14 protein-coding genes are annotated in these 23,743 nt (G+C 38.9%); all 14 read left to right on the top strand.

All coding sequences use genetic code 11. The features are described 5' to 3' along the window. Positions 1-6 precede the first annotated feature (6 nt). Entirely contained in the window at positions 7-1,479 is a 1,473-nt protein-coding gene (locus DVR12_RS19095; protein ID WP_116977386.1) for a RagB/SusD family nutrient uptake outer membrane protein, read from the top strand. Between the two features lie 9 nt (positions 1,480-1,488). Continuing rightward, positions 1,489-2,322, top strand: a complete 834-nt coding sequence (locus DVR12_RS19090; RefSeq protein ID WP_116977385.1) for a DUF4843 domain-containing protein — start codon at positions 1,489-1,491, stop codon at positions 2,320-2,322. A gap of 12 nt (positions 2,323-2,334) precedes the next feature. Continuing rightward, positions 2,335-3,753, top strand: coding sequence for a PKD-like family lipoprotein (locus DVR12_RS19085; RefSeq protein ID WP_116977384.1), 1,419 nt, complete (start codon positions 2,335-2,337; stop codon positions 3,751-3,753). A 24-nt stretch (positions 3,754-3,777) separates the two neighbouring features. Further along, positions 3,778-4,914, top strand: a complete 1,137-nt coding sequence (locus DVR12_RS19080; protein WP_116977383.1) for a TlpA disulfide reductase family protein — start codon at positions 3,778-3,780, stop codon at positions 4,912-4,914. 124 nt (positions 4,915-5,038) lie between these two features. Further along, complete coding sequence (locus DVR12_RS19075) at positions 5,039-5,974, top strand: helix-turn-helix domain-containing protein (protein ID WP_116977382.1); 936 nt, start codon at positions 5,039-5,041, stop codon at positions 5,972-5,974. An 80-nt stretch (positions 5,975-6,054) separates the two neighbouring features. Continuing rightward, positions 6,055-6,774 (top strand): SDR family oxidoreductase, encoded by a 720-nt coding sequence (locus DVR12_RS19070; protein WP_116977381.1) that lies wholly within the window; start codon positions 6,055-6,057, stop codon positions 6,772-6,774. A 284-nt stretch (positions 6,775-7,058) separates the two neighbouring features. Further along, positions 7,059-10,967 (top strand): DUF5977 domain-containing protein, encoded by a 3,909-nt coding sequence (locus tag DVR12_RS19065; RefSeq protein ID WP_116977380.1) that lies wholly within the window; start codon positions 7,059-7,061, stop codon positions 10,965-10,967. Positions 10,968-10,973: 6 nt separating this feature from the next. Further along, complete coding sequence (locus tag DVR12_RS19060; RefSeq protein WP_199417147.1) at positions 10,974-15,227, top strand: DUF6443 domain-containing protein; 4,254 nt, start codon at positions 10,974-10,976, stop codon at positions 15,225-15,227. Further along, entirely contained in the window at positions 15,224-15,730 is a 507-nt protein-coding gene (locus tag DVR12_RS19055; protein ID WP_116977379.1) for a hypothetical protein, read from the top strand. Before DVR12_RS19060 ends, DVR12_RS19055 begins: the two co-directional genes overlap by 4 nt. 552 nt (positions 15,731-16,282) lie before the next feature. Beyond that, positions 16,283-16,837 (top strand): ester cyclase, encoded by a 555-nt coding sequence (locus DVR12_RS19045; RefSeq protein ID WP_199417146.1) that lies wholly within the window; start codon positions 16,283-16,285, stop codon positions 16,835-16,837. A gap of 27 nt (positions 16,838-16,864) precedes the next feature. Beyond that, positions 16,865-17,452 (top strand): RNA polymerase sigma factor, encoded by a 588-nt coding sequence (locus DVR12_RS19040; protein ID WP_116977377.1) that lies wholly within the window; start codon positions 16,865-16,867, stop codon positions 17,450-17,452. Positions 17,453-17,542: 90 nt separating this feature from the next. Beyond that, on the top strand, positions 17,543-18,697 hold the full coding sequence (locus tag DVR12_RS19035; RefSeq protein WP_116977376.1) for a FecR family protein: 1,155 nt from the start codon (positions 17,543-17,545) through the stop codon (positions 18,695-18,697). Positions 18,698-18,790: 93 nt separating this feature from the next. After that, positions 18,791-22,375, top strand: a complete 3,585-nt coding sequence (locus DVR12_RS19030; protein WP_116977375.1) for a SusC/RagA family TonB-linked outer membrane protein — start codon at positions 18,791-18,793, stop codon at positions 22,373-22,375. Positions 22,376-22,385: 10 nt separating this feature from the next. After that, a complete protein-coding gene (locus DVR12_RS19025; protein WP_116977374.1) occupies positions 22,386-23,735 on the top strand; it encodes a RagB/SusD family nutrient uptake outer membrane protein in 1,350 nt (449 codons plus the stop codon). Positions 23,736-23,743: the final 8 nt, after the last annotated feature.

Raw genomic sequence — 23,743 nt, 5'->3', positions numbered from 1 at the left:
ACAACCATGAAGAGAATTTTTTACATCATAATATTTACTCTCCTTGTAACTTCCTGTAAGAAGTTTCTGGATGTAAAACCGGAAACACAGGTGGATATAGATGAGCTGTTCTCCTCCGAACGGGGATTTAAAGAGGCACTTAACGGAATATACACCAGATGCACCTATGGGTCTCTCTACGGTGGAAATCTGACATTTAATATGCTGGATGTATTGGCACAGAATTACCAATTCAATGATGTAACATACCAGGCCATAGCCAATTTCGATTTTCGTAATAACAGTCTGAGATATATGTGCAATGAGGTGTGGGGAGCATCATTTTCGGCCATTTCAAATTGTAATTATATACTACAGTATATCGATAAAGACCCTGGAATGTTTAGTGCCGGGTACCACGATCTGATTAAAGGTGAGGCATTGGCGCTACGTGCCTATCTGCACTACGATTTGCTCAGAATGTTTGCACCTTCCTTTGTGAGCGGCGCTTCTCAGAAAGCAATTCCTTACGTTACCAGAACCGGTACCATTTCTACTCCGTTTTATACTGTAGGCGCAGTAACAGACAGTATCCTTCGCGATCTTAATAACGCAAAGGAATTGCTTAAAGCCGATCCTATCATCAGCAAAAGTTATGTAGTAGGTTATCCGGGTGAAAAAGGTATCACAGAAGCTGATGCCACTGATCTGTTTATGCAGAATCGTCGCCATCGTCTCAATTACTATGCAGTATGTGGTGAACTGGCCCGTGTATACCTTGGCAAAAAAGATTATACAAATGCGAAGTTAAATGCAGAAGAAGTAATCAAGGCTGATAAGTTTCCTTTTGTGAAGCAGGACGATTTCTTTAAAACAGATCCATTGTTACGTGACAGGATTATGTATCCTGAATTGGTTGCAGGTTGGTATGTAGATAACACTGATATCTATTCAACCTTACAGGGCCGGTTTACCAATCAGAATCCCCAGTACAGCGCTACTGTTTCCCAGATAGGTGATATTTATGAGATCGGAAAAAGCGGAGCGGATGATTGGCGCCTGAAACAATGGTTCCTCAATACCGCTGCAACAACCGGAGGGCAAGACAGGGCAGTGTTACAGAAATATTACAAGAATGCCAGTCCGTTAACCAACCGGCACCCGCTAATGGCTCCGGCTATCCGCTTAAGTGAAATGTATTATATCGCAGCAGAAGCTAGTTGGGATACTGATCCCAAAGTGGCCGTAAACTATTTTAATACAATACGTGCAAAACGCGGAATTGGCGACACTGTTTCTGAAGGTATCAGCAAAGATGACTTTATAGAACTACTGTTAGGGGAAGCCAGGAAAGAGTTCTATGGCGAGAGTCAGTTGTTTTTTATGTACAAGCGCCTGCATCACGGTGTGCGAATTAGTGTTACTAATATTAAACCTGCCTCCAACAGCATTTTTGTGCTGCCGATTCCTGATGATGAAAATGCGTACAGAAACAATTAAAGTAATGCCATGAAAAAGATTTTCATTTTATTAAGCATAGTAGGATTGTTATACAGCTGTAAGAAAGAAGATATTTCTTCCTATGCTGTTGATAAAGATAATATCTACCTAAACTATAAAAATACCGACAGTCTTGTATACTCGTTTGCGTATCATCCCGAACTGGAAAAAGATACTATCTGGCTGCCAATAATAATCTCTGGTAAGCGGGTCAGTTTCGACCGCCAATTTACCGTAATTGCAGTAGACACAAGTACCACAGCGGTTAAAGACCAACATTATCAGGCGTTGAAATCGTCGTATACATTGCCTGCTGATTCAGGAACCGTGAAGGTTCCAATTATTCTTTTGAATACGGATGCTGAATTAGCCAATAAATCAGTAAAGCTAACAGTAAGAGTAGAAGGAGGAGACGATTTCGGTTCATTATTGCCAACTGATATCCGTTCTAAGGAAATATTGTTTTCGAACCGGCTCGAACAACCCGCATGGTGGCCTTACTGGGGGCAGTTGGGCAAATATAGCCGTGTCAAACACCAGCTATTTTTGATAGCCTCAGGAACCACAGACCTGGTAATCCCTGGCTCATACCCAGATGCCTATATGGAAATTCCGAGAGCGTTGTATTTTATCTCTAACGCGTCATATCTGTTGAATTATCCGTTTAACTGGGTAGAAGAGAATTCTAAATCTGGTTACACGCTTGAAAAACGGACAGATGGAACGGGCGACTATGATTTATTTAATCTGGCATCACCAACCAAAAAATTCTATCTAAAATATTTCCCATCTGCGAATAGATATCTATTCATCGATGAAAATGGTGATCAGATCATATATTAATCCGTAATCAATATGAAAAATAAACTCTTTAATATATTGGCTGCTGCAATAATGTTGTTGTATGCCTGTAAGAAAGACCTGGGAAATTATAACTATAACGTACCAACAGTTCCGAAAATTACAGGGCTGGCCGATAGTACTGTTAATGCATTTGTTGGTGATTCGCTGATCATTAAACCTGAAATATCTCTTGAAGGTGGGGATGCAATTAAGGATCTGACCTTCAACTGGGAAATCATTGTAGCTGAAGAAGCCCGTACAGTGCAATATACCGGATATCCACTCAGAATTGTGTATAATCTTAAACCAATGACCCGTACTGCTAAATTAACGGTAACGGATAATCGCAATGGTATGAAGTACTTCTATAAATTTTTTATTAAAGGAGGTACTCAGTTTTCTGTTGGACAAACAGTATTAAGTATAGATAACGGTATTACAAAGCTTTCTTTCATACGCCCGGATAGTTCGGTAATCCCAAATCTATACTATGCATTACATAATGAAGACCTTCCGGCTAATCCGGTACAGTTATTTGCTAAACCTTTGGCATATCAACAAGGTTCTGTTGAAGATTATTGGGTAATCTGTAAAGATCCTGCCAAGCCAAGTGTAATTCTTGATGGTAGCACTATGTTACGTAAGATTTATTTTGATAAGCAGTTCTTCAAAACGCCGGATCCTTTAGTAACTGAGAAGTGTGATGGTGCCATGGGAATTCCTACAGGAATCTTTAATGGCAAGCTATACATCAGCGTTACTACTACAGCGCCGTTTGCTCCGGATTTTGGGAAGTTTAGCAGTGTGGTTGCCGGAAATTATCAACTCTCTTCGTACTACACACGTACTCCTTCCTACTACTTTGCATTCGATAAACTATCGCATGGCTTTGTAACCTTCAACGGAGGCGGTGGTTATATGGGAAGCGATTACAATGTAACAGCGGCTGAAATATTTAACCCAAAGAACCTGGGTACAGGCGAGTTATTATTTATGCAGGCAGTTCCATCTACCAGCTATGCGTTTTATAAATCTACCGATGGTAATATTTATGAATATACGTTTATCATAGATATGAATAATTATGATTTACGTACTATAAAGCCTGTTAAACAACGGATTTTTAAAGGAGCATCTCTCATTCAGGCAGATACCAGATGGGAAAAATCGACTGTCGATATTTTCTATTTTACCGCTAATGATAAGATTTATCGTTACAATCCTGTAAACGAAGACCTTCGCCAGCTGGATGCCGATTTTGGTGGAAAGAAAGTATCAATGATTAAACTTAATGATACTAATACAGCATTACTTGCAGGTATTGAAGGAAGTGTAGTTACACTGGATGTCAGCGTTGGTAAGAATGGAAATATTGTTAGTAAAATAAATGGAATACCAGGATCACCTATAGATATTGTTACAAGAAAGTAAAGAGCGTAAAAAATCAAACCAATTATGAAGAAAATAATAGCACTGGCCTGTATACTCGCACCGGTCTCGCTGCTTGCCCAAACAAATAACTTTACCATTAATGGTAAAATAGGGAAATTGAATAGCCCTGCCAGAGTGTATGTCGATTTTATGGATAATGGCAAAGGAAAAGAAGATTCTGTTGATGTAGTTAATGGCAGTTTCCAGTTTAAAGGAAACAGTGCAGGATATACCTATGCAAGAATGGCGCTTTCTCACGATGGTGGCGGTAAGCAAAAGGCCGTATATACAGGGGATGTAATCTATTTTTATTTTGGCAAGGAACAGATAACTATTACTTCCAAAGATTCCCTGGCTAATGCAAGTTTTACAGGCTCAAAAGTTTATAACGAATATCAGGCCTATAATAAAGCTATCGGAGGAACAATTATGGACTTGAATAAAAATGCGAATGCTGCTTTTTCGAGTCTCACTCCCGAGCAGCAAAAGGATACTGCCTTTGTAAACGTAATAGATCGCAACTACAGACTGGCAATGAAAACCCGTAATGAGAAGCAATTGATCTATGCTAAAAAACATCCAAATGGCTGGTTTGGAATGGTGGCATTATCTGAGGCCGCAGGAAGTAAAGTAGATGTGCCAAAAATAGAACCAATATTTAATGCTATGAGCAAAGCACTCAGAACATCCGATATAGGGAAAGAAATGGAACAACGGATCACTGCTGCCAAAACAATTCATACCGGTGCCACCGCCCCAACCTTTGTACAGAATGATGTTAATGGCCAACCTGTGAAATTAGCAGATATGAAAGGGAAAGCTTTACTGGTTGAGTTCTGGGCAAGCTGGTGTGGCCCTTGTCGCGCCGAAAATCCAAATCTCAGAGAGCAGTACAAACAGTATAAAGACAAGGGTTTTGAAATCATTGCCATCTCGCTCGATGATAATAAAGATAAATGGTTAGATGCTATCGAGCATGATAAGCTGCCATGGGTTCATGTTTCCGATCTGAAAGGATGGAATAACGAGGTTGGCCGTTTATACGGTATCAGAGCCGTACCGGCAAACTTCCTGCTGGATGCCGATAAGAAAATTATTGCTACGAACCTTCGCGGAGAAGAACTGAATAAGAAACTGGCAGAAGTTTTAGGAGATAACTAACGTAGATTTTAGTTCAGCTATCCGTAATAGTTATTTAAATATATGTATCCCGGTCATGTTGATGACCGGGATTTTTTAATTGGAACATTTATTAGTTATCTTTATATAACAGATTACTCTCAAAATGCCGAGACAAACGCTAACCCGGAATAAGATACCTCAATATTCACTGGGCGATTTTCGCCATCTTCACCGGAATGGGAACGACAATTCTTCATTTGGATACAATAATCTTTCTGCTGACAAAAAGATAAAAGGCTTTGAAATATACAGCAGTCAAGGACTCGTATCGGCCGTAGGCCCCTTGAAATCTGATTTTTATCGTATGAGTATTACGCTTAGCGGAAGTGTGGATGTTCAGTTGGGTCTGGAAAAATTTACTCATCAACCCGGAACAATAAGTTTTACCTATCCGGGCCAGGTATTCAGCAAGTGTAATATCCGCCCGGGAACCTTTGGGTATTATGCACTATTTGAAGCTGCATTTCTGGAAGACTTTCTACCGCCTGATAAATTTCAACAGGAGTTTCCCTTCTTTAGTGCAGATGGGCAGTTGTTCATTCAATTAACAGCTCCACAAATAACCAGGGTAGCAGATTTTGTAGATAAGATCAATCAGGAACTGCAACAATTACAACCCGAAAGAGATAAAGCAGTCAGAGTGTATTTTTATTTACTGTTGTTAGAAATAAAAAGAGGGTATATAGAACAAGGTTTACATTTGGTAGAATCAGACAATCGTAGCAGTTACCTCATTTCCAGGTTTCATAAATTGGTAAGTAAACATTTTCTTAAAGAAAGAAAAGTTGCAGCCTATGCAGCCATGTTGGGCATAACTCCCAACCATCTCAACAGAACGATAAAGGATGTCACAGGTCATACTGCTTCTGAAGCCATTAGTAGTATGCTTACACAGGAAGCTAAGGCCTTACTTAGATATACGGATGATACTATCGCTAATATCAGCTTTCAGTTAGAGTTTAGTGATCCGGCTGGCTTTTCCCGCTTCTTTAAAGAACAAACGGGTCAGACTCCCCAGGTTTTTCGCAAAAATGCATAAATGAGTTAATAGTTTGCATCAATAGGTTAATAATCCCCGGTCATTTTCATCTCAACTTTGCTGGTATAAAATTAAACTATATGCCAGGAAAATTTGAAAACAAGAAAGTAGTAATAGCAGGTGGTTCTACGGGTATTGGTCTTGCTACCGCCCACCTTCTTCACGATGCAGGAGCTCAGGTAATAATCACCGGACGATCAGCCGAAAAACTTCAGCAAGCAAAATCCGCTATCCCCGGAATCACAACAGTGGTACTGGATAGCAATAACCGCAATGATTTAGATCAATTCTTTGCCGGTGTAGGACCTTTCGATCACCTTGTTTTAACATTAAGCGGAGGGAAAGGTGCCGGTGAGTTTTCCAGCCTTCCCTTACAGGATTTGAGAACTGGTTTTGAAGGTAAATTCTGGCCATTGTTAAACACCTTGCAGGCTGCTATTCCTTATATCAATAAAAGCGGTAGCGCTACACTTATTACCGCTGCTTCGGCTGCAATGAAGGCTCCCGGAGTGTCCGGACTAGCTGCTATAAATGGCTCGCTGGAACTGATGATTCCTTCTATTGCGAAAGAATTACAGCCTGTAAGGATTAATGCTGTTTCTCCGGGAGTAATTGATACTTCCTGGTGGGATTTCCTTTCTCCTGCAGATAAAGCTGCCGCCTTTCAGCAATATGCCTCACAAATACCGATGGGGCGCGTGGGCCGGCCGGAAGAAGTAGCAGATGCTATTCTGTTTTTAATTGGAAATACGTATATGACGGGAACGGTTATACGTTGTGATGGAGGAATTTCGTTGTAAAATTTATGTAGATATCTCAGTGAGAGATATCTACATAAATTTTTTCTATAGTCTGAAATTCAGTGAAATAAATAAATTGAATAATAACCCAGATTACATTAATGTTATCTTATTATTTACATGATTAGTTGGAGGTAGAATTAATATTTGAATTTAAAATAAGGACATATTTTAGTTTGCGATAATAAGTTGTATAGATACATTGTAATTGTGAGCCCTTGCTTTGTGAAAACCCGATAGAGTTTATCTGTAGCTTAACCTTAATTATTTATCCTTAACCTTTTATGAATTTGTTATCTGCCAATTTCTGGAGGTGCTTTTACTTGTCATTTATTTTATTAGTATCAGTAAGAGCTGTTGCCCAGACAAATCTCAACATTAATCAGCGAGTATTACCTCCTTCGCCTGATGCACAGGCATTTCTGAAGTATAGTGATTATCCGGTAGATCAATCTACTGGTATTCCTAAAATTGAAATCCCTCTATATGAAGTAAGGGCTGGAGCATTAAATTTACCTATTTCTTTAAGCTATCATGCTTCAGGGATTAAAGTAAATGAAATTGCTTCCAGTGTTGGATTGGGTTGGTCTCTGAATGCTGGTGGAATGTTATCAAGAGTAATAAATGGACTTGCAGATGAAAAATCATTTTTATTATCTGATGCAACTCATCTGACAACTGCTCAAATAGACAACTTTCCTATAACGACTGTAAGCGATCCCTATTTATTTCGTACAGTTTGTGAAGAACTTCGATCCAAGTTCTTTAGTACTAGGGATGGGAGAGCAGATGATTATTTTTATTCCGTAGGAAATAAGTTATCGGGCCAATTTACCTATGATGTTTCCAAGCAATTGCATCTACTCAGTTACTCAAATGATAAAATCATAAGGAAGCCTGATGCGAGTAATGTGAAATATGAAATTGTAGGGAACGATGGAACTAGATATTTGTTTGATAATAACGCTCAATTGGTTACTTCCGGATCAGATATTCCATCCACAAGTTCATGGTTGTTAACCCAGATCATTTCTACCTCAAATACAGATACCATCAACCTTGAATATTATCATTTCAATGCTTATAGTTATGTTAATAAATCGTTTTCAACAAAGTTTGTTAATGATATACCAAGTATAGAACCTGTGTATTATAGTCTTTTATATTCTTCAAATGAATTGATAAAAAAAATAAGCTATAGAGGAGGAAGCGTTGTATTTAATTATGCGGCAGATAGAAAAGATATTGTACCAGACAGGCTTACGAACATAACAATCAATAAAACAAATGAGCAAAATATTGAAGTACAGTTACAGAAATTTGAGCTGCTTCATAATTATTTCGTCTCTGATGACATAGTGGATAAATATAGTTATCGGTTACAACTGTCGGGAGTTAAGGTGTATGATGGAACTAACAGATACATTAACAATTATGGGTTCACCTATAATATGCAAAAAATGCCGCCGATGCCTCACACAACTACTCCTGCCAACGAAGGTTGTGCACAGGACTATTGGGGGTATTATAATGGTCAGATAGCAAACCCTCATCTTATTCCAACTATCCCCCCTGAACTTTTTCCCTGGCTGGTCGGAAGCGCTAACAGAGCTCCTAATGAAACTTACATGAAGTCGTGCTCCCTTGTAAGAATCGATTATCCAACTGGTGGATATACTGCATTCGATTTTGAAGCTAATAGGGTTCCTGGACAAACAGAACTAATTGGAGGGCTAAGAATTAATAAGATTACTTCTGTTGCAAATACTGATGCAATTCCAATTGTTAAGCAATATGTTTATAATATTGGAACTGTTCTAACAGATCTGTATAGGGGATCATACTCTTATATGCAATATACCGACCAGGGTATTCGGAATGATAACCCAATTGTTGATCCTTTGGATCTGGCACATCTTTATAGGCTCTATTATTACTCGAATCCTATTATTCCATTGGCAAATCACAATGGTGCGCCTTTGATGTATACGCATGTATCCGAAATACTTGATGATAATCAAGGCAATAAACAAAAAACAGATTATCAATTTGTATTTGAAGATGACAGACTTTATAATATTGATAATCCCAGGTTCATTAACAGACCATATAATAAGAATACACGATATCCTGATGGATATATTGCTAATAGAGGATGGACAAGAGGAATGCCTGCTTCAACGATCTTTTATAAATATGATGGTACAAATTATAAACAGGTGAAATCAATCACCAATGAATATGTGAAAAAGAAGGAGGAAGTTATTAATACAGGAATAATCATTAATGAGAAGTTCCAGCATGTGCAGGGAGATCCAGGTTACCCTTGTGGGTATTTACACCCGGGGCATCTCGATTTCTATTATTTTGATGTATTAGTTGATGCAGGTATAAAGAAGCTGTCACGTACTACTGAAACTCTTTACAGTGATGATGGAACATCTCAGCAAAAAGTAACCAACTTCAGTTATGATGGAAGTAACCATTTACTTCCAACTGGTATAACATCCAATATAAACAATAATGGTACTACAGTAGAAAGCAGAAAGTATGTCTTGGATGTTTCGCAATCCGGAGCTGCGGAAACTGCCCGACAAAAGCTGATATCTGATAATAATATTTCACCTGTTTTAAAAAGAACAGTACAAAGAAATGGTGCACAGATTTCTGATGAAACAATTAATTATGCCTCGTTTAATACAAATCAGGTATTTCCTGCAACTGTTACCCAGTTGTATCAGGCAGGTGGCCAACCAGTTGTGCTAACTTATTCTGATTATGATAAATATGGAAATCTGAATGGGATTAAAAAGACAGGAGACCTTTCCGCAGCATATATATACGGTTATAATGGCTTATATCCTGTTGCGGAAGTAAAGAACGCCGATTTTTCAGATATTGCCTACACTAGCTTCGAATATGTTTATCCGCTTTCTGGTTCGGGTAAAGATTTGGGTAACTGGCAAAATACCAACGGGGTTACTTCGGTTACACAATCAGACGCACTGAGTGGCACCAGAGTAGGAGTATTGAACAGTGTGGGGGTTGCAAATGGCCTCACCAAAACCGGATTGAACAGCAGTAAAAAATACCTGGTCACTGCCTGGGTAAAGAATAATGGAAGTGTGGTTATTACACCTTCTGCTACCAATACAACGATTCTTACTACACGGAATGGATGGACCCTATATTCATGGACATTATCTGTTACAACTTCAGTTACAGTAAGTGCGTCCGCCGCTGGTACGCAACTGGATGAGCTACGCTTGTATCCCGATAATGCCATGATGAGCACAGCAACCTATTTTTGGCATGGGGGAGTTAGCAGTGAATGCAGCAACAACAATAAATTTACTTATTACGAGTATGACGATTTTCAGAGATTGTCTATCATCCGGGATCAGAATAGAAATATTCTAAAGCAGTTTTGCTATAAATATGCCAATACTGCTCCCACATTATGTAATGATGAAACGCGTTACTATAGCAACAAATTAGATTCTCCATTTAATAAGGTATGTGGAGGAGGAGGAACACCTGTTGCTATAAAATATACTATACCTGCAAATAAATATACCTCTACTATTAGCCAGGCCGACGCTGATCAGCAAGCGATGCGTGAAATGATCGACAGTGGACAGGTATATGCCAACAGAGTAGGACTTTGCCGCTATGTTAGTGATGCTATGGAAAAGTCCTTTACCAGAAATAATTGTGGAACAAATGAAATTGGTACCTCCGTTATCTATAGAGTGGGAAGTGCTACATACTCATCTACAATCAGTAAAGCAGACGCAAATAACATGGCACAAACAGACCTAAATAATAATGGTCAGGCATATGCCAATGCAACTGGTATTTGTTATCCTGCTAATACAACCTTTGCCAGAATTAGTCTGGAGAATTACGATCGTTCTAATAGCAATAATATTAAAGCAGATGTTGTCGTAAGGTTTTATTCTGATTATGCAGGTACCATTCCCAAATCAGTTTCCAATCTCACTGTCAATTACACCCAAACTTTGAGTAGTGGGGATTATGACCCTGTTATTACCAATTACAATGCAACGGCAACAGGAAGCTCTAAAGTATTAATGTCACAGGTAAGCGTACAACGTTATGATCCGGCGATAGGAGACTATTGGTGGACAGGTTTTTCGCTGAGAACTGGTAACTATTGGATTCTAAATTAATAGAAAATGCTTAACTCCTCTTTATATAATAAACTCAAGTCATTCTCAGTAGTAGGAATATTGCTGCTTAACTCAATAGCTAAGGCTCAGAATATTCCGGTTTCAGGTGCACAACCTGCCGCTACTCCCATAAATATTCCTTCCAGGTTTACTGAATATTCATTTAATTCTATCAGTACCTGGATACCTGCAATGCCGGTTACAACTCCTGCTACTGTCACAAATGCCAGTCGCACTACCGGGGAAGTAAGACAGAGTATCCAGTATTTTGATGGTTTAGGGCGTAGTATTCAAAAAGTAGATAAAAGAGGGAGCACCTCAGGGTACGATATTGTTACACCACAACTGTATGATGCATTTAATCGTGAGCGCTATACATATTTGCCATATGTAAAGTTGAGTGGTAATAACAAAGATGGAACAATAAAGAGGGATCCTTTTAATGATCAGGATGTCTTCTATAAAAATGCAACATTTAGCCCTGGATCAGCAGGAGAATCGATATTTTATAGTCAGACCCTATATGAATCTTCAGCCCTTCAGAGGATAGCTAAAACCTTTGCACCAGGTAACAGCTGGGCTAAGGAAGGTGGTAACAGACCCGTTGAAATGCAATATAAGGTCAATACAGCAAGCGATTCTGTTGCTATCTGGAATATTTCAAATAATTTACCAGTTATGGCCGGCATTTATGCAGCTGGTGAATTAACCAAAGAAGTTTTCATCGACGAAGCTGGTAATGTTACTGTTAAGTATGCTGATAAAGAAGGCCAGCTTATTCTTGTAAAAGTGCAATCTGCTGCAATCCCTGCCACAGGACATAATGGCTGGTTAAATACTTACTATGTATATGATAATCTGGGTAATCTGACCTTTGTTATTCCTCCTTTAGCCATAAGTAAAATACAACCAGGTTGGAATGTTGCAGCTGTATTATCGGAATTGTGTTTCCAGTATACCTATGACGATCGTAAACGGTTAATAACAAAGAATTTACCAGGTAAAACATCGATGGAAACGGTTTACGACAAACGTGACCGACAGGTGTTTACGCGCGATGGTAATCTTAAACTGAAGAACAAGTGGATAGTCACCTTTTATGATGACCTCGACAGACCGGTTCAGACAGCACTTTATAATAGCAGCGCATCAAGAGAATCATTACAAACTCAAATGAATAATGCTGTCAATAATCCTTTACCGGATATTCCTGCAGCAGATCTGACACCACTAACTTATTTATTTTACGATAATTACAATTTTACGGGTGTACAATCACCCAGTTATTCAGATACAACAAAACTAAATGCTGGTAGTAATTTGTATAAAATCCCCTTTTCAATTACCAATATGACAAGAGGGTTGCTCACAGGTAAGAAAGTAAGAATATTGGATACTGATCAATGGTTGACTTCCACTTTTTATTATAATGATGACAGTCGTGGAGTTCAGAATATAGACGATAATTTATCCGGGGGGCAGGATGTATTAACATTCCAGTACGACTTCAGTGGGAAAATTCTAAGTTCCTACCAGGTTCATACTAATAAGCGTAGTAGCAGTATTGCGAAAATTTCGCAATTGACGATGAATGTTTATGATTCACTTGGCCATCTTATTGCTGTAAGGAAAAGATATAATGACGATTCCACTCTTCAGCGAACTATTGTAACAATGGAATATGATGAACTAGGAAGACTTAAAACCAAACGTTTAGGTATCAATACAAATGGTAAAGCATTAGAACGTTTATTATATGAGTATAATATCCGTAGCTGGATCAAAAGTATAAATAGCGGTTATGTTAATGGAAATCAGGATACCAGTCATTTTGGTCAGGTATTTAACTATGATTATGGTTTCCAGACCAATGCCTATAATGGCAATATTGCCGGTATTCGCTGGAAAGGATGGAATGATCCTCTAGTAAGGGCGTATGGTTATAATTATGATAAGATAAATAGGCTTACAGAAGCTTCATTTACTCAACAAAATACAACCGGAGCGGCCTGGACAAGCGATAAAATGAATTTTTCTGCAAATTATGGGTATGACGATAATGGCAATATATTTAGAATGTCGCAGTACGGAGTGGATGGAAATACCAGTGTGCCTGTAGATCGTCTTGCCTATACCTACCAGGAAAGTAGCAATAAACTTCTTGCGGTGTATGATACCAGTACGGTTACTACCAAATTGGGGGATTTTAAAAATGGTACGAACACAGGTGCGGATTATGCTTACGATGTTAACGGAAACCTTTTACAAGATTTGAATAAAGGTATTACTTCCATTACTTATAACCATTTGAATTTACCGGTACAGGTAACAGTTGCAGGAAAGGGTACGATCAACTTTTTATATGATGCTGAAGGCAATAGGTTAAGACGCATAGTTAGCGAAACAACTGGTACTACCAACGCAACTACAACGACTGATTATTTAGGGGAATATGTGTATAAAAACGACTCCCTGCAATTTGTTAGTCATCAGGAAGGACGTTTACGCACAGCCTTTAAAACAGGACAGCCGGTACAATATTTCTATGATTATTTTGTGTTGGACAACCTGAATAATACCAGAATGGTATTAACGGAGCAATCAGATTTAACAATGTATTCCGCTACTATGGAAACTCCGGTAGCCTCTACAGAAAGTGCTTTATTTAGCAATCTTGATGAAACCCGTATAGCAAAACCGGCAGGATATCCGGAAGACAACAGTGCCGGATCAAATGCATCTGTGGCAAAACTGGTAGCACTTTCCGGAGAAAAGAAAATAGGACCGTCTCTTGTTTTACGTGTAATGGCTGGAGATACCATTGCTATTTCAAGTAAAGCATTTTACAAATCCGATGGTTCTCAAAATAAAAAATCAGACGAAAATCCTGTGGAGAGTATAGTAGCAGATCTTATACAAACCTTTAATTCAGGTGGTGGCGCTGCCACTTCTCATACTGGCTCCATAAGAGACAACAATACCCCTTTTAATACCGGTTTTTATAACAATGATTATCGCAAACTAAAGGAGAAAAACTCCGATAATCCAATGGTAAATCGACCCAAAGCATATTTAAACTACATACTATTCGACGATCAGTTTAATATGGTAAATGGAAATAGTGGGGTGAAACAAGTAAAGGCATCGCCTGATGAACTTCAAACATTAACGCAGGATCAAATGCCAATTGAAAAAAGCGGATTTTTATACGTTTATACCAGTAACGAAAGTACACAGCAAGTTTATTTTGATAACTTGCTAATTACGCAAGCTTCCGGGCCGGTATTGGAAGAAACGCATTATTACCCTTTTGGATTATCAATGGCGGGGATTAGTTCGAATGCGTTGAAAGGAACTAATTATTCAGAAAATAGAATAAAATACAATGGAAAAGAATTACTTAGTAAGGAGTTTGGGGATGGAAGTGGATTGGAATGGTATGATTATGGAGCGAGAATGTATGATGTGCAAATAGGTAGATGGCAAATTTTAGATCCATTGGCAGATTCGGGTAGAAAATGGTCTCCTTATCAGTATGGCTGGAATAACCCAATACGGAATATCGACCCGGATGGTAGATTTGCAGCTCCTCCTTCTGATTTTTACGACAATAATGGTTTATTGGTTTCGCATGTTAACGATGGTTCCAACGCAGTGTATGTTCAAAGTGGAAGTAAACATTTTGTGAGATATAAATTTGTTGGCTTTGACACAAGACAAGGAGGATTAAACAAAGTGAATGTAACATCGGCAATTCAAGAAGCTCAAAAGCTTAATATTGCCAATCCTTATCTGGTACCTCATAAGGACACATATTGCAATTTTGCAACCCAAAATATTCTATCAACAGTGGCCTCTGCAACTGATAATTCTAAAGGTCTTAGTATGACAGGAACAGCCAACTCGATGACAAACCAATTTTTGGAATCGCCTTTACTTTTGAGCACAGATATGGCTGGGGCGCTTAATGCATCAGCTAATCAAAATAATACGGCGGTAGGTACTTTATCTGTGTATTCCTATGATGCTGGTGAAGGGAAGCATGGACACGTAGGAACATTTTCAGTTGGTGATAATACAAATCTCGGACAAACAGTAAATATAGGCCGTCATAACGGATATTTGCCAATAACTGGTACAAATGGGGTATTTGCTAAAAAGATTTCATCAGTTAACTTTCATACTCTTAGTCCGGATGTTAAACCAAAACAATCTTTTCAGATTGTTCCATTTTATGATTTTCAAACGCTAAATAGATGATAAAAAAATTAATAGGATTTCTTTTAAGTATAGTATTAGTGTTGCCAGCGCTGGGCCAACAAAAACAAACGAATCCTGTTTATCTTACAAATAAACAATTGGCCGGGGTTTGGCAGATAGGCTCAAAGGAAGTAGGAAGTGGAGTAGGACAAAACTTCCGCTTTTCTGAAGATGGTAGATTTACATTTAATACTAGCGACCCGAACCAGGATTTAATAGTAATTCGAAAACTACAAGGAAAGTACAGGATAGATAAAGATGAACTCTATTTTACTATTACCTCTAAAACCATAATTGAGAATGGCGAAATTGTGACCGCCGATAATTTTGAATCGAATGTTTTTTCCATTGAGGGAAAAGATAAAGTGATAGCTATTCCCAATCCTAAAGAGTTAAATGGGTGCGTGCTTACAGTTATTAGCCCTACACACATTCGTATTATTAATGTCGATTACTATAAATTAGATCTGAAGAAATATCACATAAATAAGGATGACCTCTAATGGTCCTGTATTAGTTACCAGTGGGTGAATTAAATAATTATTATACCGTTAATATTTATGAATGCTGTGCTTTTGTATTTTCTAATGAAATCTTGTCTGGTAAGCCAGGATAAGTATTATTCATTTTCTGATAATGTATGTTATTTCCTATATACTGTAAAGACAGATTGGGATTTACATTTGAAAGAACATGGTACATTTAATCTTAACTTTATTAAAGAGGATTCCCGATATCAAAAAATATCGAAATCAGAATTCTTTGGAATATGGAAAAATCAGAATGATACCATAATATTTACAATTGCGGATATTTCTATAAATGCCTGTGGACTTAAAAGTGCGAGATATCTAGTCTCAAATGATACCCTTAAATCGCTAAATAGTAATATTTGTTTACCACCGATACTTATACTGGAGAAATTTAGAAACTAATTATGTTATAAAATATTAAAATCCGTCTCTACTCAGTAGAGACGGATTTTTTGTGTTTGTACGCCTGCAACAAATTAATCTATCCTGGTGTTAAACTCATTCATAAATAACTCCATTTATATGAAAAGAATAATTCCTGCAACATTATTAATCACCTTCATTAGTATTATGGCATGTCAGCAACCTGGCAATAATAAGAGTCAATCTACCGGGCAGGATACTTCCTCTCCCTCTATCGATGCACAAGTGGCCAAAAACCTCATCACTTTTGATACACTGGATTTTACAGTATTTAGTAACCGTGATTGGAAACGTTTACATGAAAGTCATGCAGAAGATATTTTGGTGCATTTTCCTGATGGGCATACTGAAAAAGGATTGGAACAACACATAAAAACACTGGATGCGATGTTCGTATATGCCCCCGATACTCGGATAAAAGTTCACCCTATTCGTATTGGAAGTGGAGATGTTACCGCTGTAACCGGCTGGATGGAAGGCACATTTACCCAACCAATGCCAATTGGAGACGGAAAATTTATTCAGCCTACCGGAAATAAGTTCAGGATCCCGATGGCTACTTTTGGTATCTGGAAAGATGGTGTTATGACTGAAGAATACTTATTCTGGGATAATAAATCATATATGGATCAAATAATGGGCAACAAAAAATAAACGATTTATTTTACTACTTTTAGGCACATGGAGAATCGGACGGTAAATGAAGAAATGCTTATTAAGTTGGTTGCTGAAGGAAATCAACGGGCATTTTCTGCCTTGGTGAAAGCATATAGAGCCAACATTTACACAACTGCTCTCCAGTTACTTCACAACCGTCAGATGGCGGAGGAAGTATTACAGGATGTATTCCTGAAAGTATGGCTACAACGTAGTTCCTTAACGGAAATTGATAATTTTCCGGCCTGGCTCAATGCAGTATCAAGAAATACCATTTATAGCGCTTTTAAGCGTTCTTTAAAGGAAAAAGTATTGCCAGTTGGTGAGCTGGAAGAAAGTCTCGATGCCGGCTACAATACTGCCGATCCTCTGCTCGAAAAGGAATATTCTAATTTGCTCCACACAGCTATTTCCAGGTTACCGGAAAAGCAACAACAGACTTATCGCTTAATAAAACTCCAAGGTCTTAAAAGAAGCGAAGCAGCAGCCAAGTTGGGGGTTTCTACTGAAACTGTTAAATATAATCTCGACGAAGCCTCTAAAAAGGTTAGAGCCTACTGCCTGGCACAGTTGCCTTTAGGCGCGTTACTACTCCTCCTGAACATCCGCTAAAAAAATTTTTTCACTCATCCCCCCCAAAGCCTATTAATTAACAGACAATATAAGTAACAGTATCCTTGTACTGCTACTTTTTTATTTATTATGCCATCAAGAGCAGAGATATTATTTCATAAAATTCTGACCAATACCGCTACTCCCGCAGAGCGGGAAGAGCTTTATAATATAATGCAGATGCCTCCGGGAGAAGAGCAGTTAAAGCATCAGATTACGGCTTTACTGGAATCTCCCAAGGAAATGCAGGACCTCAGCGACATAGAAATGGAGTCTATGTTACAGGCTATCTATGCTGTTGAAAAAGAACCATTGGCAGAAAAGAGAATACCAACCATTTTCCGCTTAGGCTGGTGGGCAGCAGCTGCAATGCTATTGGGAATGCTGACCTTCCTGCCATTTCGGAAAAACAGTCAACCTACTCCCGTTGCTAAAATCGAAAACTTACAACCAGGAGGTAATAAAGCTGTGCTGACCTTAGCCAATGGTCAGCAAGTGATTTTGGATAGCGCTGGAAATCAGCAGATTGCGCAACAGCATACCACACTGGTTCAACAACAGGGGCAATTAATTTATCAATCACAAAGCCGCGAATCGTTAAGTGGATATAATACCCTTACAACACCGAGAGGCGGACAGTTTAAAGTAATCTTACCTGATGGCACCACAGTTTGGCTGAATGCGGTTTCCAGTTTGCATTATCCACTTTCTTTTGGTATGAATCGTACCGTAGAATTAAGTGGAGAAGCCTATTTTGAAGTAGCCAGTAATCCAAATAAACCTTTTAAAGTTAAAACGGCTACCGGGCAAACAATTGAGGTACTCGGTACTACATTTAACGTGAATGCCTATACAGATGAAGTAAGTACACAAACTACCCTGGTAAGTGGTGCCGTGGCAATTACTGATGGTAACAAACGTTTAGAACTGAAACCAGGACAGGCAGCCAAAACTATTAAAGATCGTGAGGGCATTGAACTGGTTACCAATGCTGAAATTGCACAGGCAACGGCCTGGAAAAACGGATTGTTTGATTTTAACAAAATGCCAATAAAAGCAGTAATGCAACAGCTTTCGAGGTGGTATAATATTGAAGTAAGTTACGATGATAAAATTCCTGATATCATATTCTGGGGGCGAATGGACAGAAATCTTCCATTGCAGGATGTACTGCTGATTTTAGAGAAATCTGATGTACACTTTAGAATAGAAAATAATGGAAGTAAACTGATTGTAATACCATAAATTTTTAATGACTGTCATTTGAATAAAGGAGGATGGTAAGGCCACCCATCCTCAGGCAATTTATTTTATGTAAATCAACCAAATTCCGCTGCCATGAAGTTTAAAAAGATCCTGCTTCTTTTGCCGCTATTGCTGTTTTTTACAGTGCTTAGTGCTCAAACTGTTTCTATGCAGGTTACAAATGCTCCGCTGGAGAAAGTATTTACAGAGGTAGAAACACAAACCGGATATAGTATTGTTTCGAATTACGATATTATTCGCGCTGCGAAACCTGTTACTGTTGCTGCTACTAACCTGCCATTGGAGAAATTCATAACAATGGTATTAAAAGATCAGCAATTAGATTTTTTTATCAGAAGTAAAACTATTACGGTTACCCGTAAATCAGCAACTGCCAATCCATCTGCCAATACAACAATTTCTGAAACAATTACAGTAACTGGTATTGTAAGAGATACTGCCGGCAATCCTTTGCCAGGTGCACATATCGGATTTATTGGCAAAAGTGGGGGTGCAACTGCTGATGCTCAGGGTCGTTTTCAAATCAATGCAATGAAAGGTGATGTAATTCTCGTCACATTTATTGGATTCAAACCAGTACAGCTGAAAGTAACAGATGAATCAACCATCCTCAATGCTACAATGCATCCGGTTGTTGCTCAATTAGGAGAATATGTGGTGGAAGTAAGCACTGGTTACCAAACGCTGAAAAAAACGCAATTGACAGGTGCATTTTCGGTTCTCGACAGAAAATCGTACCTGCAAAGTGTTCCTCCCTCAGGGAATATAGTTGAAAACCTGGAAGGCCGTATTGCAGGGCTGATCCTTAAAACAAATACCAGCAATGAATACGATGCAAATAATACTTCTCCGTTTTCAATTCGTGGTGTCTCCACTTTTCAGGCTATCAAAAAGCCTTTAATTGTTTTGAATGGTTATCCAACTGAAATAAATATTGAATCTATCAATCCCTATGATGTTGAAACAATCACCGTCCTGAAAGACGCTGCCGCCGCGGCTATATATGGTGTACGCGCATCTAATGGTGTGGTTGTTATCAACACCCGGAAAGGAACAAATTCCAAACCACAGTTTCATCTGAATGCTGCTTTCACTTATCGCCCGAAGCCCGACTTTAAAAAACTGGATCTGGCAAGCGGTAAAGAATATATAGATTTTGAAAGTGCATATTCCCTGAATCAGTACATCAGCCAGGGAACAGATAAAGAATATCTGGATATGACTAATGGTACATATACTCCTGTATTCAGTATTACTGATGATTTGTATTATGGGCGTATTACCCGGGAGGAAGCTGATAAATTACTTGCACAATATAGCAACTACGATAATACCGCCGACTTTAAACGCCTGTTCATGCAGGATCAGCTTTTACGAACTATCGATTTCAGTGTGAATGGTGGTACTACCGGGAATAATTATTTCCTTGGCGTAAGCAGGGTTGATAATCAACGAAGTGCCAAATTCTCAAACTTCAGTAAAACGGCAATTAACTACCGGGGTACATATGATTTCATGAAAATATTTACCCTCGATGTGCAAAGCATCTACGCCAATACTAATGATGAGCGGGTACCGGTTCCGGATTACAATTCATTCAAACCATATCAACGCTTCAGAGATGATGCTGGCAATCCGGTAGCTTCCTATTTATCTCCTTTTAATGATTCCTATTTTGGATTTGAAAGTCAATGGGGTACGCTTAGTCCGCAACAAAATGCAGCCAATATGGCTATGGGGTTATATGATTCTTACTATTATCCTTACCAGGAAATGTTTGAAACTAAAATCACCAACAAAAGCAATATGCTTCGATTACAGGGCAATCTGAGAGCCAAAATTACTCCTGCTTTACACCTGGAGGTAGGTAGCGTTTTTGAAAGAGAGCTTACCACCATCACCAATTTCGCGTCTGAGAACGCCAGGCAAACAAGGCTTATGCTGAATTATTATGCCGACAGAGATATGCTTACAGGTAAGCCCATCTTCCGTTTCCCTCAGGGGGGTGTAAATAAAACTACAGATTTGCTAACGAGTACCTACACTACCAGAGCTCAACTCACCTATAATAAACAGTTTGGGAAGATGCATGATGTTTCCCTGCTCGGAGGTACTGAAGTAAGAAGACTTACTACCAGCAGCAGATTAAATACAGCTTTTGGATATGATAATAATACCTTATCAATGAAACCTGCTGATCTGACTCTGATTGGTAACAGGATGGTATTCCCTGCTTATTCGGATGTATTGGCACCGATGGATAGCTACGTTGATGACTACACCGCATTTTCAGACTTCTTTAATGAATTTTACTACGATGATCGCTTTGTTTCCTGGTATGCTAACGGAGCTTATTCCTATAACGATCGCTATAGTATCACTGGTAGTATGCGTATTGACCAGTCTAATTTATTTGGAACTGATCCTAAGTTCAGATACACCCCATTATGGTCGACCGGCGTTAGCTGGAATGCACAAAACGAATCATTCCTTCTCGATGCCACCTGGCTGCAAGAGTTGAAAGTACGCTTATCTGTTGGGTACAATGGTAACATTATCAAAAGGAGTGGACCTTACACAATACTGGGAACAAGTCTTAATAACTACATTCCTAATGCCACCATTGGTTATGCAATCAATACCCTGAGAAATAATCAGCTTCGCTGGGAGAAAACACTCAATTACAATGCAGGTATCGACTTTGCAGTGGTAGACAGACGAATCTATGGAAGTATCGATTATTACATGAAGCGGGGGCAGGATATTTTCTCCAGTTTGCAGATCGATCCTACTAAAGGATTTAACAATGCGCTGATGAATAATGCAACGATCGAGAATAAGGGAGTTGATATTAGTTTGAATACTGTAAATGTTGTTGCAAATAAATTCAGGTGGCAGACACAGATAACCGGATCATTTAATAAAAGCAAGGTATTAAATGTCACGAATCTGTTCAATGGATACTACGACTTTACAAGGGTAGCTTATCCTGAAAATCAGGTTGGGTACCCAATCAGTGCGGTTTTTGCACATAATTACCTCGGACTTAATGAGTATGGTCAACCTACAGTGGCTGGTGCGGATGGTAAGCCTGTTGTATTGTCTTTTACCCCACGCCAGGATGTACCATTTAGCTCACTGCGCTTTATGGGGGTGAATGATCCCCAATATGCCTTAGGGTTAAATAACCAGTTTGCCTATCATGATTTCAGTCTGAACTTTCTCATTATGTATTATGGTGGAAACGTTGCAAGAGTGGCACCTCCTTCAATTTATAGTGAAAGACCCACAAATGGAATTCAGAATTATTGGAAAGCACCAGGTGATGAACTGCATACTGATCTGCCGGGATTTTCGGCTGCTTATGGAGAGCCAGGATATTTCGTGACCCGCTATGGCTATGAATATGCTGCACAATATTTCAGGAAGATGGATTTTCTCGCCTTACGGAATGTAACGCTTACATGGGAAGTGAATGACAGGCTGGCAAAAAAAGTTCGTCTATCTAAACCTAAAGTCATATTCCAGGTTCAGAATCCTTACAAGTATGTATTCAGTGGCAATGATATTGATCCTGAAACGCTGGATTATACTTCTGGCCGCAGAGGTCTTCCAATCGTGCCATCCTACACCATTTCATTGAATCTAAACTTCTAACATCAGCAGTATGAGAAAGAATTATTTACCATTCCTGCTATCTATATCGCTATTGACAACTTCCTGTAGTAAATACCTGGATGTAAAACCAAAGGGTATCATCATTGCTAGTAACATCAATGATTATGATGCATTGTTGAATAGTGTCAATGCCATTAGTAATACCGGGAATACAAGCCCACTCACGGTAACGGATGATTTAGCAGATATAACTTATAATCCGCAAAATCAGATGTCGGCCCCCGGCAATCTGTACTTCTGGCATCCGTATATCAATGCTTCACCTGAAAGACCAGATATCTGGATTGATTATTACAATACTATAGCAAACATGAATGTAATAACAGAAGGAGTTATGGAAGCCACTTCGGGTACACTGCAGAAGAAAAAAACATTGTATGCCGAAGCTTTGGTAGCGCGCACTTACAATTACTATCATCTTCTTACTTTCTTTGCACCAGGGTATAGTAAAGCAACCGCGGGCAAAAACTATGGCGTTCCGTATATCACTTCAACAGATATCAGTGTAGCAACACCTGCAAGACCATTACTGGAAGAAAATCTTCAGCAAATGATTGCTGATCTGAAGAAAGCGTTACCTGATCTGGAGATTACTACCCCAAATGGTACAAGAGCTAATAAATCTGCCGCCTTCGGAATGCTCTCCCGTTACTATTTGTATATGCAGGATTATCCAAATGCAATGGCCTATGCCGATTCAGTAATTGAAAGTAATCAGTATTACCTGCTGGATTATAACAACTATCTGGGTTCTACTCTTCCAAATACTACCATCAGCCCGGAAGAGGTATACGTCAGATATTCCAATAATGTAAGCTTAAGGTATTCCAGCGATTTGCTTAGTAAATATGACACAGCCAGGGATCTGCGTATCCGCATGTTTGCCAAACGTAATACAACCGGAGATACACGTGTACTTACTTACAATAACTTTCTGCAATACAACCCTAACCGGGCTGTTTCCTATGCAGAAATACTGCTTAATAAAGCAGAATGCCTGGCTCGCATGGGAGATGCAGAATCCGCAATGGACATAGTAAATGAAATTCGTTTACATCGCTTCAAACCTACAGATTTTGTAGCGCTTTCTGCTGATTCAGGTGAAGAGGCAATTAATCAGGTGCTGGGTGAAAGAAGAAGAGAGCTGGCCATGAAAGGTGTGAGATGGGGAGATATGAAACGATTGGATCAGGAAGGACGTATGCCAGCTGTAAATCGCTTAGGTGCTGATGGTGTAACAATAATGGGCACCCTAAAACCTCACAGCCTGCAGTATACCTTCCAGATTCCGTTACAGGTACAGGCCTTTAACAAAGACATGCCATTGAATCAACAATAATCTTTCGT

Origin of the sequence: Chitinophaga silvatica (genome assembly GCF_003419895.1) — a bacterium.
In the GTDB taxonomy this organism is placed as follows: Bacteria; Bacteroidota; Bacteroidia; order Chitinophagales; family Chitinophagaceae; genus Chitinophaga; species Chitinophaga silvatica.
The sequence above is the reverse complement of the archived record's forward strand: the minus strand, read 5'-3'. Positions and strand labels throughout refer to the sequence as shown.

What these genes read in the sequence shown, in the direction of transcription:
- DVR12_RS19025 (WP_116977374.1), top strand. Translation starts at nt 22,386, where the DNA reads ATGAGAAAGAATTATTTACCATTCCTGCTATCTATATCGCTATTGACA.
- DVR12_RS19045 (WP_199417146.1), top strand. Translation starts at nt 16,283, where the DNA reads ATGAAAAGAATAATTCCTGCAACATTATTAATCACCTTCATTAGTATT.
- DVR12_RS19090 (WP_116977385.1), top strand. Translation starts at nt 1,489, where the DNA reads ATGAAAAAGATTTTCATTTTATTAAGCATAGTAGGATTGTTATACAGC.
- DVR12_RS19065 (WP_116977380.1), top strand. Translation starts at nt 7,059, where the DNA reads ATGAATTTGTTATCTGCCAATTTCTGGAGGTGCTTTTACTTGTCATTT.
- DVR12_RS19055 (WP_116977379.1), top strand. Translation starts at nt 15,224, where the DNA reads ATGATAAAAAAATTAATAGGATTTCTTTTAAGTATAGTATTAGTGTTG.
- DVR12_RS19085 (WP_116977384.1), top strand. Translation starts at nt 2,335, where the DNA reads ATGAAAAATAAACTCTTTAATATATTGGCTGCTGCAATAATGTTGTTG.
- DVR12_RS19075 (WP_116977382.1), top strand. Translation starts at nt 5,039, where the DNA reads ATGCCGAGACAAACGCTAACCCGGAATAAGATACCTCAATATTCACTG.
- DVR12_RS19080 (WP_116977383.1), top strand. Translation starts at nt 3,778, where the DNA reads ATGAAGAAAATAATAGCACTGGCCTGTATACTCGCACCGGTCTCGCTG.
- DVR12_RS19030 (WP_116977375.1), top strand. Translation starts at nt 18,791, where the DNA reads ATGAAGTTTAAAAAGATCCTGCTTCTTTTGCCGCTATTGCTGTTTTTT.
- DVR12_RS19095 (WP_116977386.1), top strand. Translation starts at nt 7, where the DNA reads ATGAAGAGAATTTTTTACATCATAATATTTACTCTCCTTGTAACTTCC.
- DVR12_RS19035 (WP_116977376.1), top strand. Translation starts at nt 17,543, where the DNA reads ATGCCATCAAGAGCAGAGATATTATTTCATAAAATTCTGACCAATACC.
- DVR12_RS19040 (WP_116977377.1), top strand. Translation starts at nt 16,865, where the DNA reads ATGGAGAATCGGACGGTAAATGAAGAAATGCTTATTAAGTTGGTTGCT.
- DVR12_RS19070 (WP_116977381.1), top strand. Translation starts at nt 6,055, where the DNA reads ATGCCAGGAAAATTTGAAAACAAGAAAGTAGTAATAGCAGGTGGTTCT.
- DVR12_RS19060 (WP_199417147.1), top strand. Translation starts at nt 10,974, where the DNA reads ATGCTTAACTCCTCTTTATATAATAAACTCAAGTCATTCTCAGTAGTA.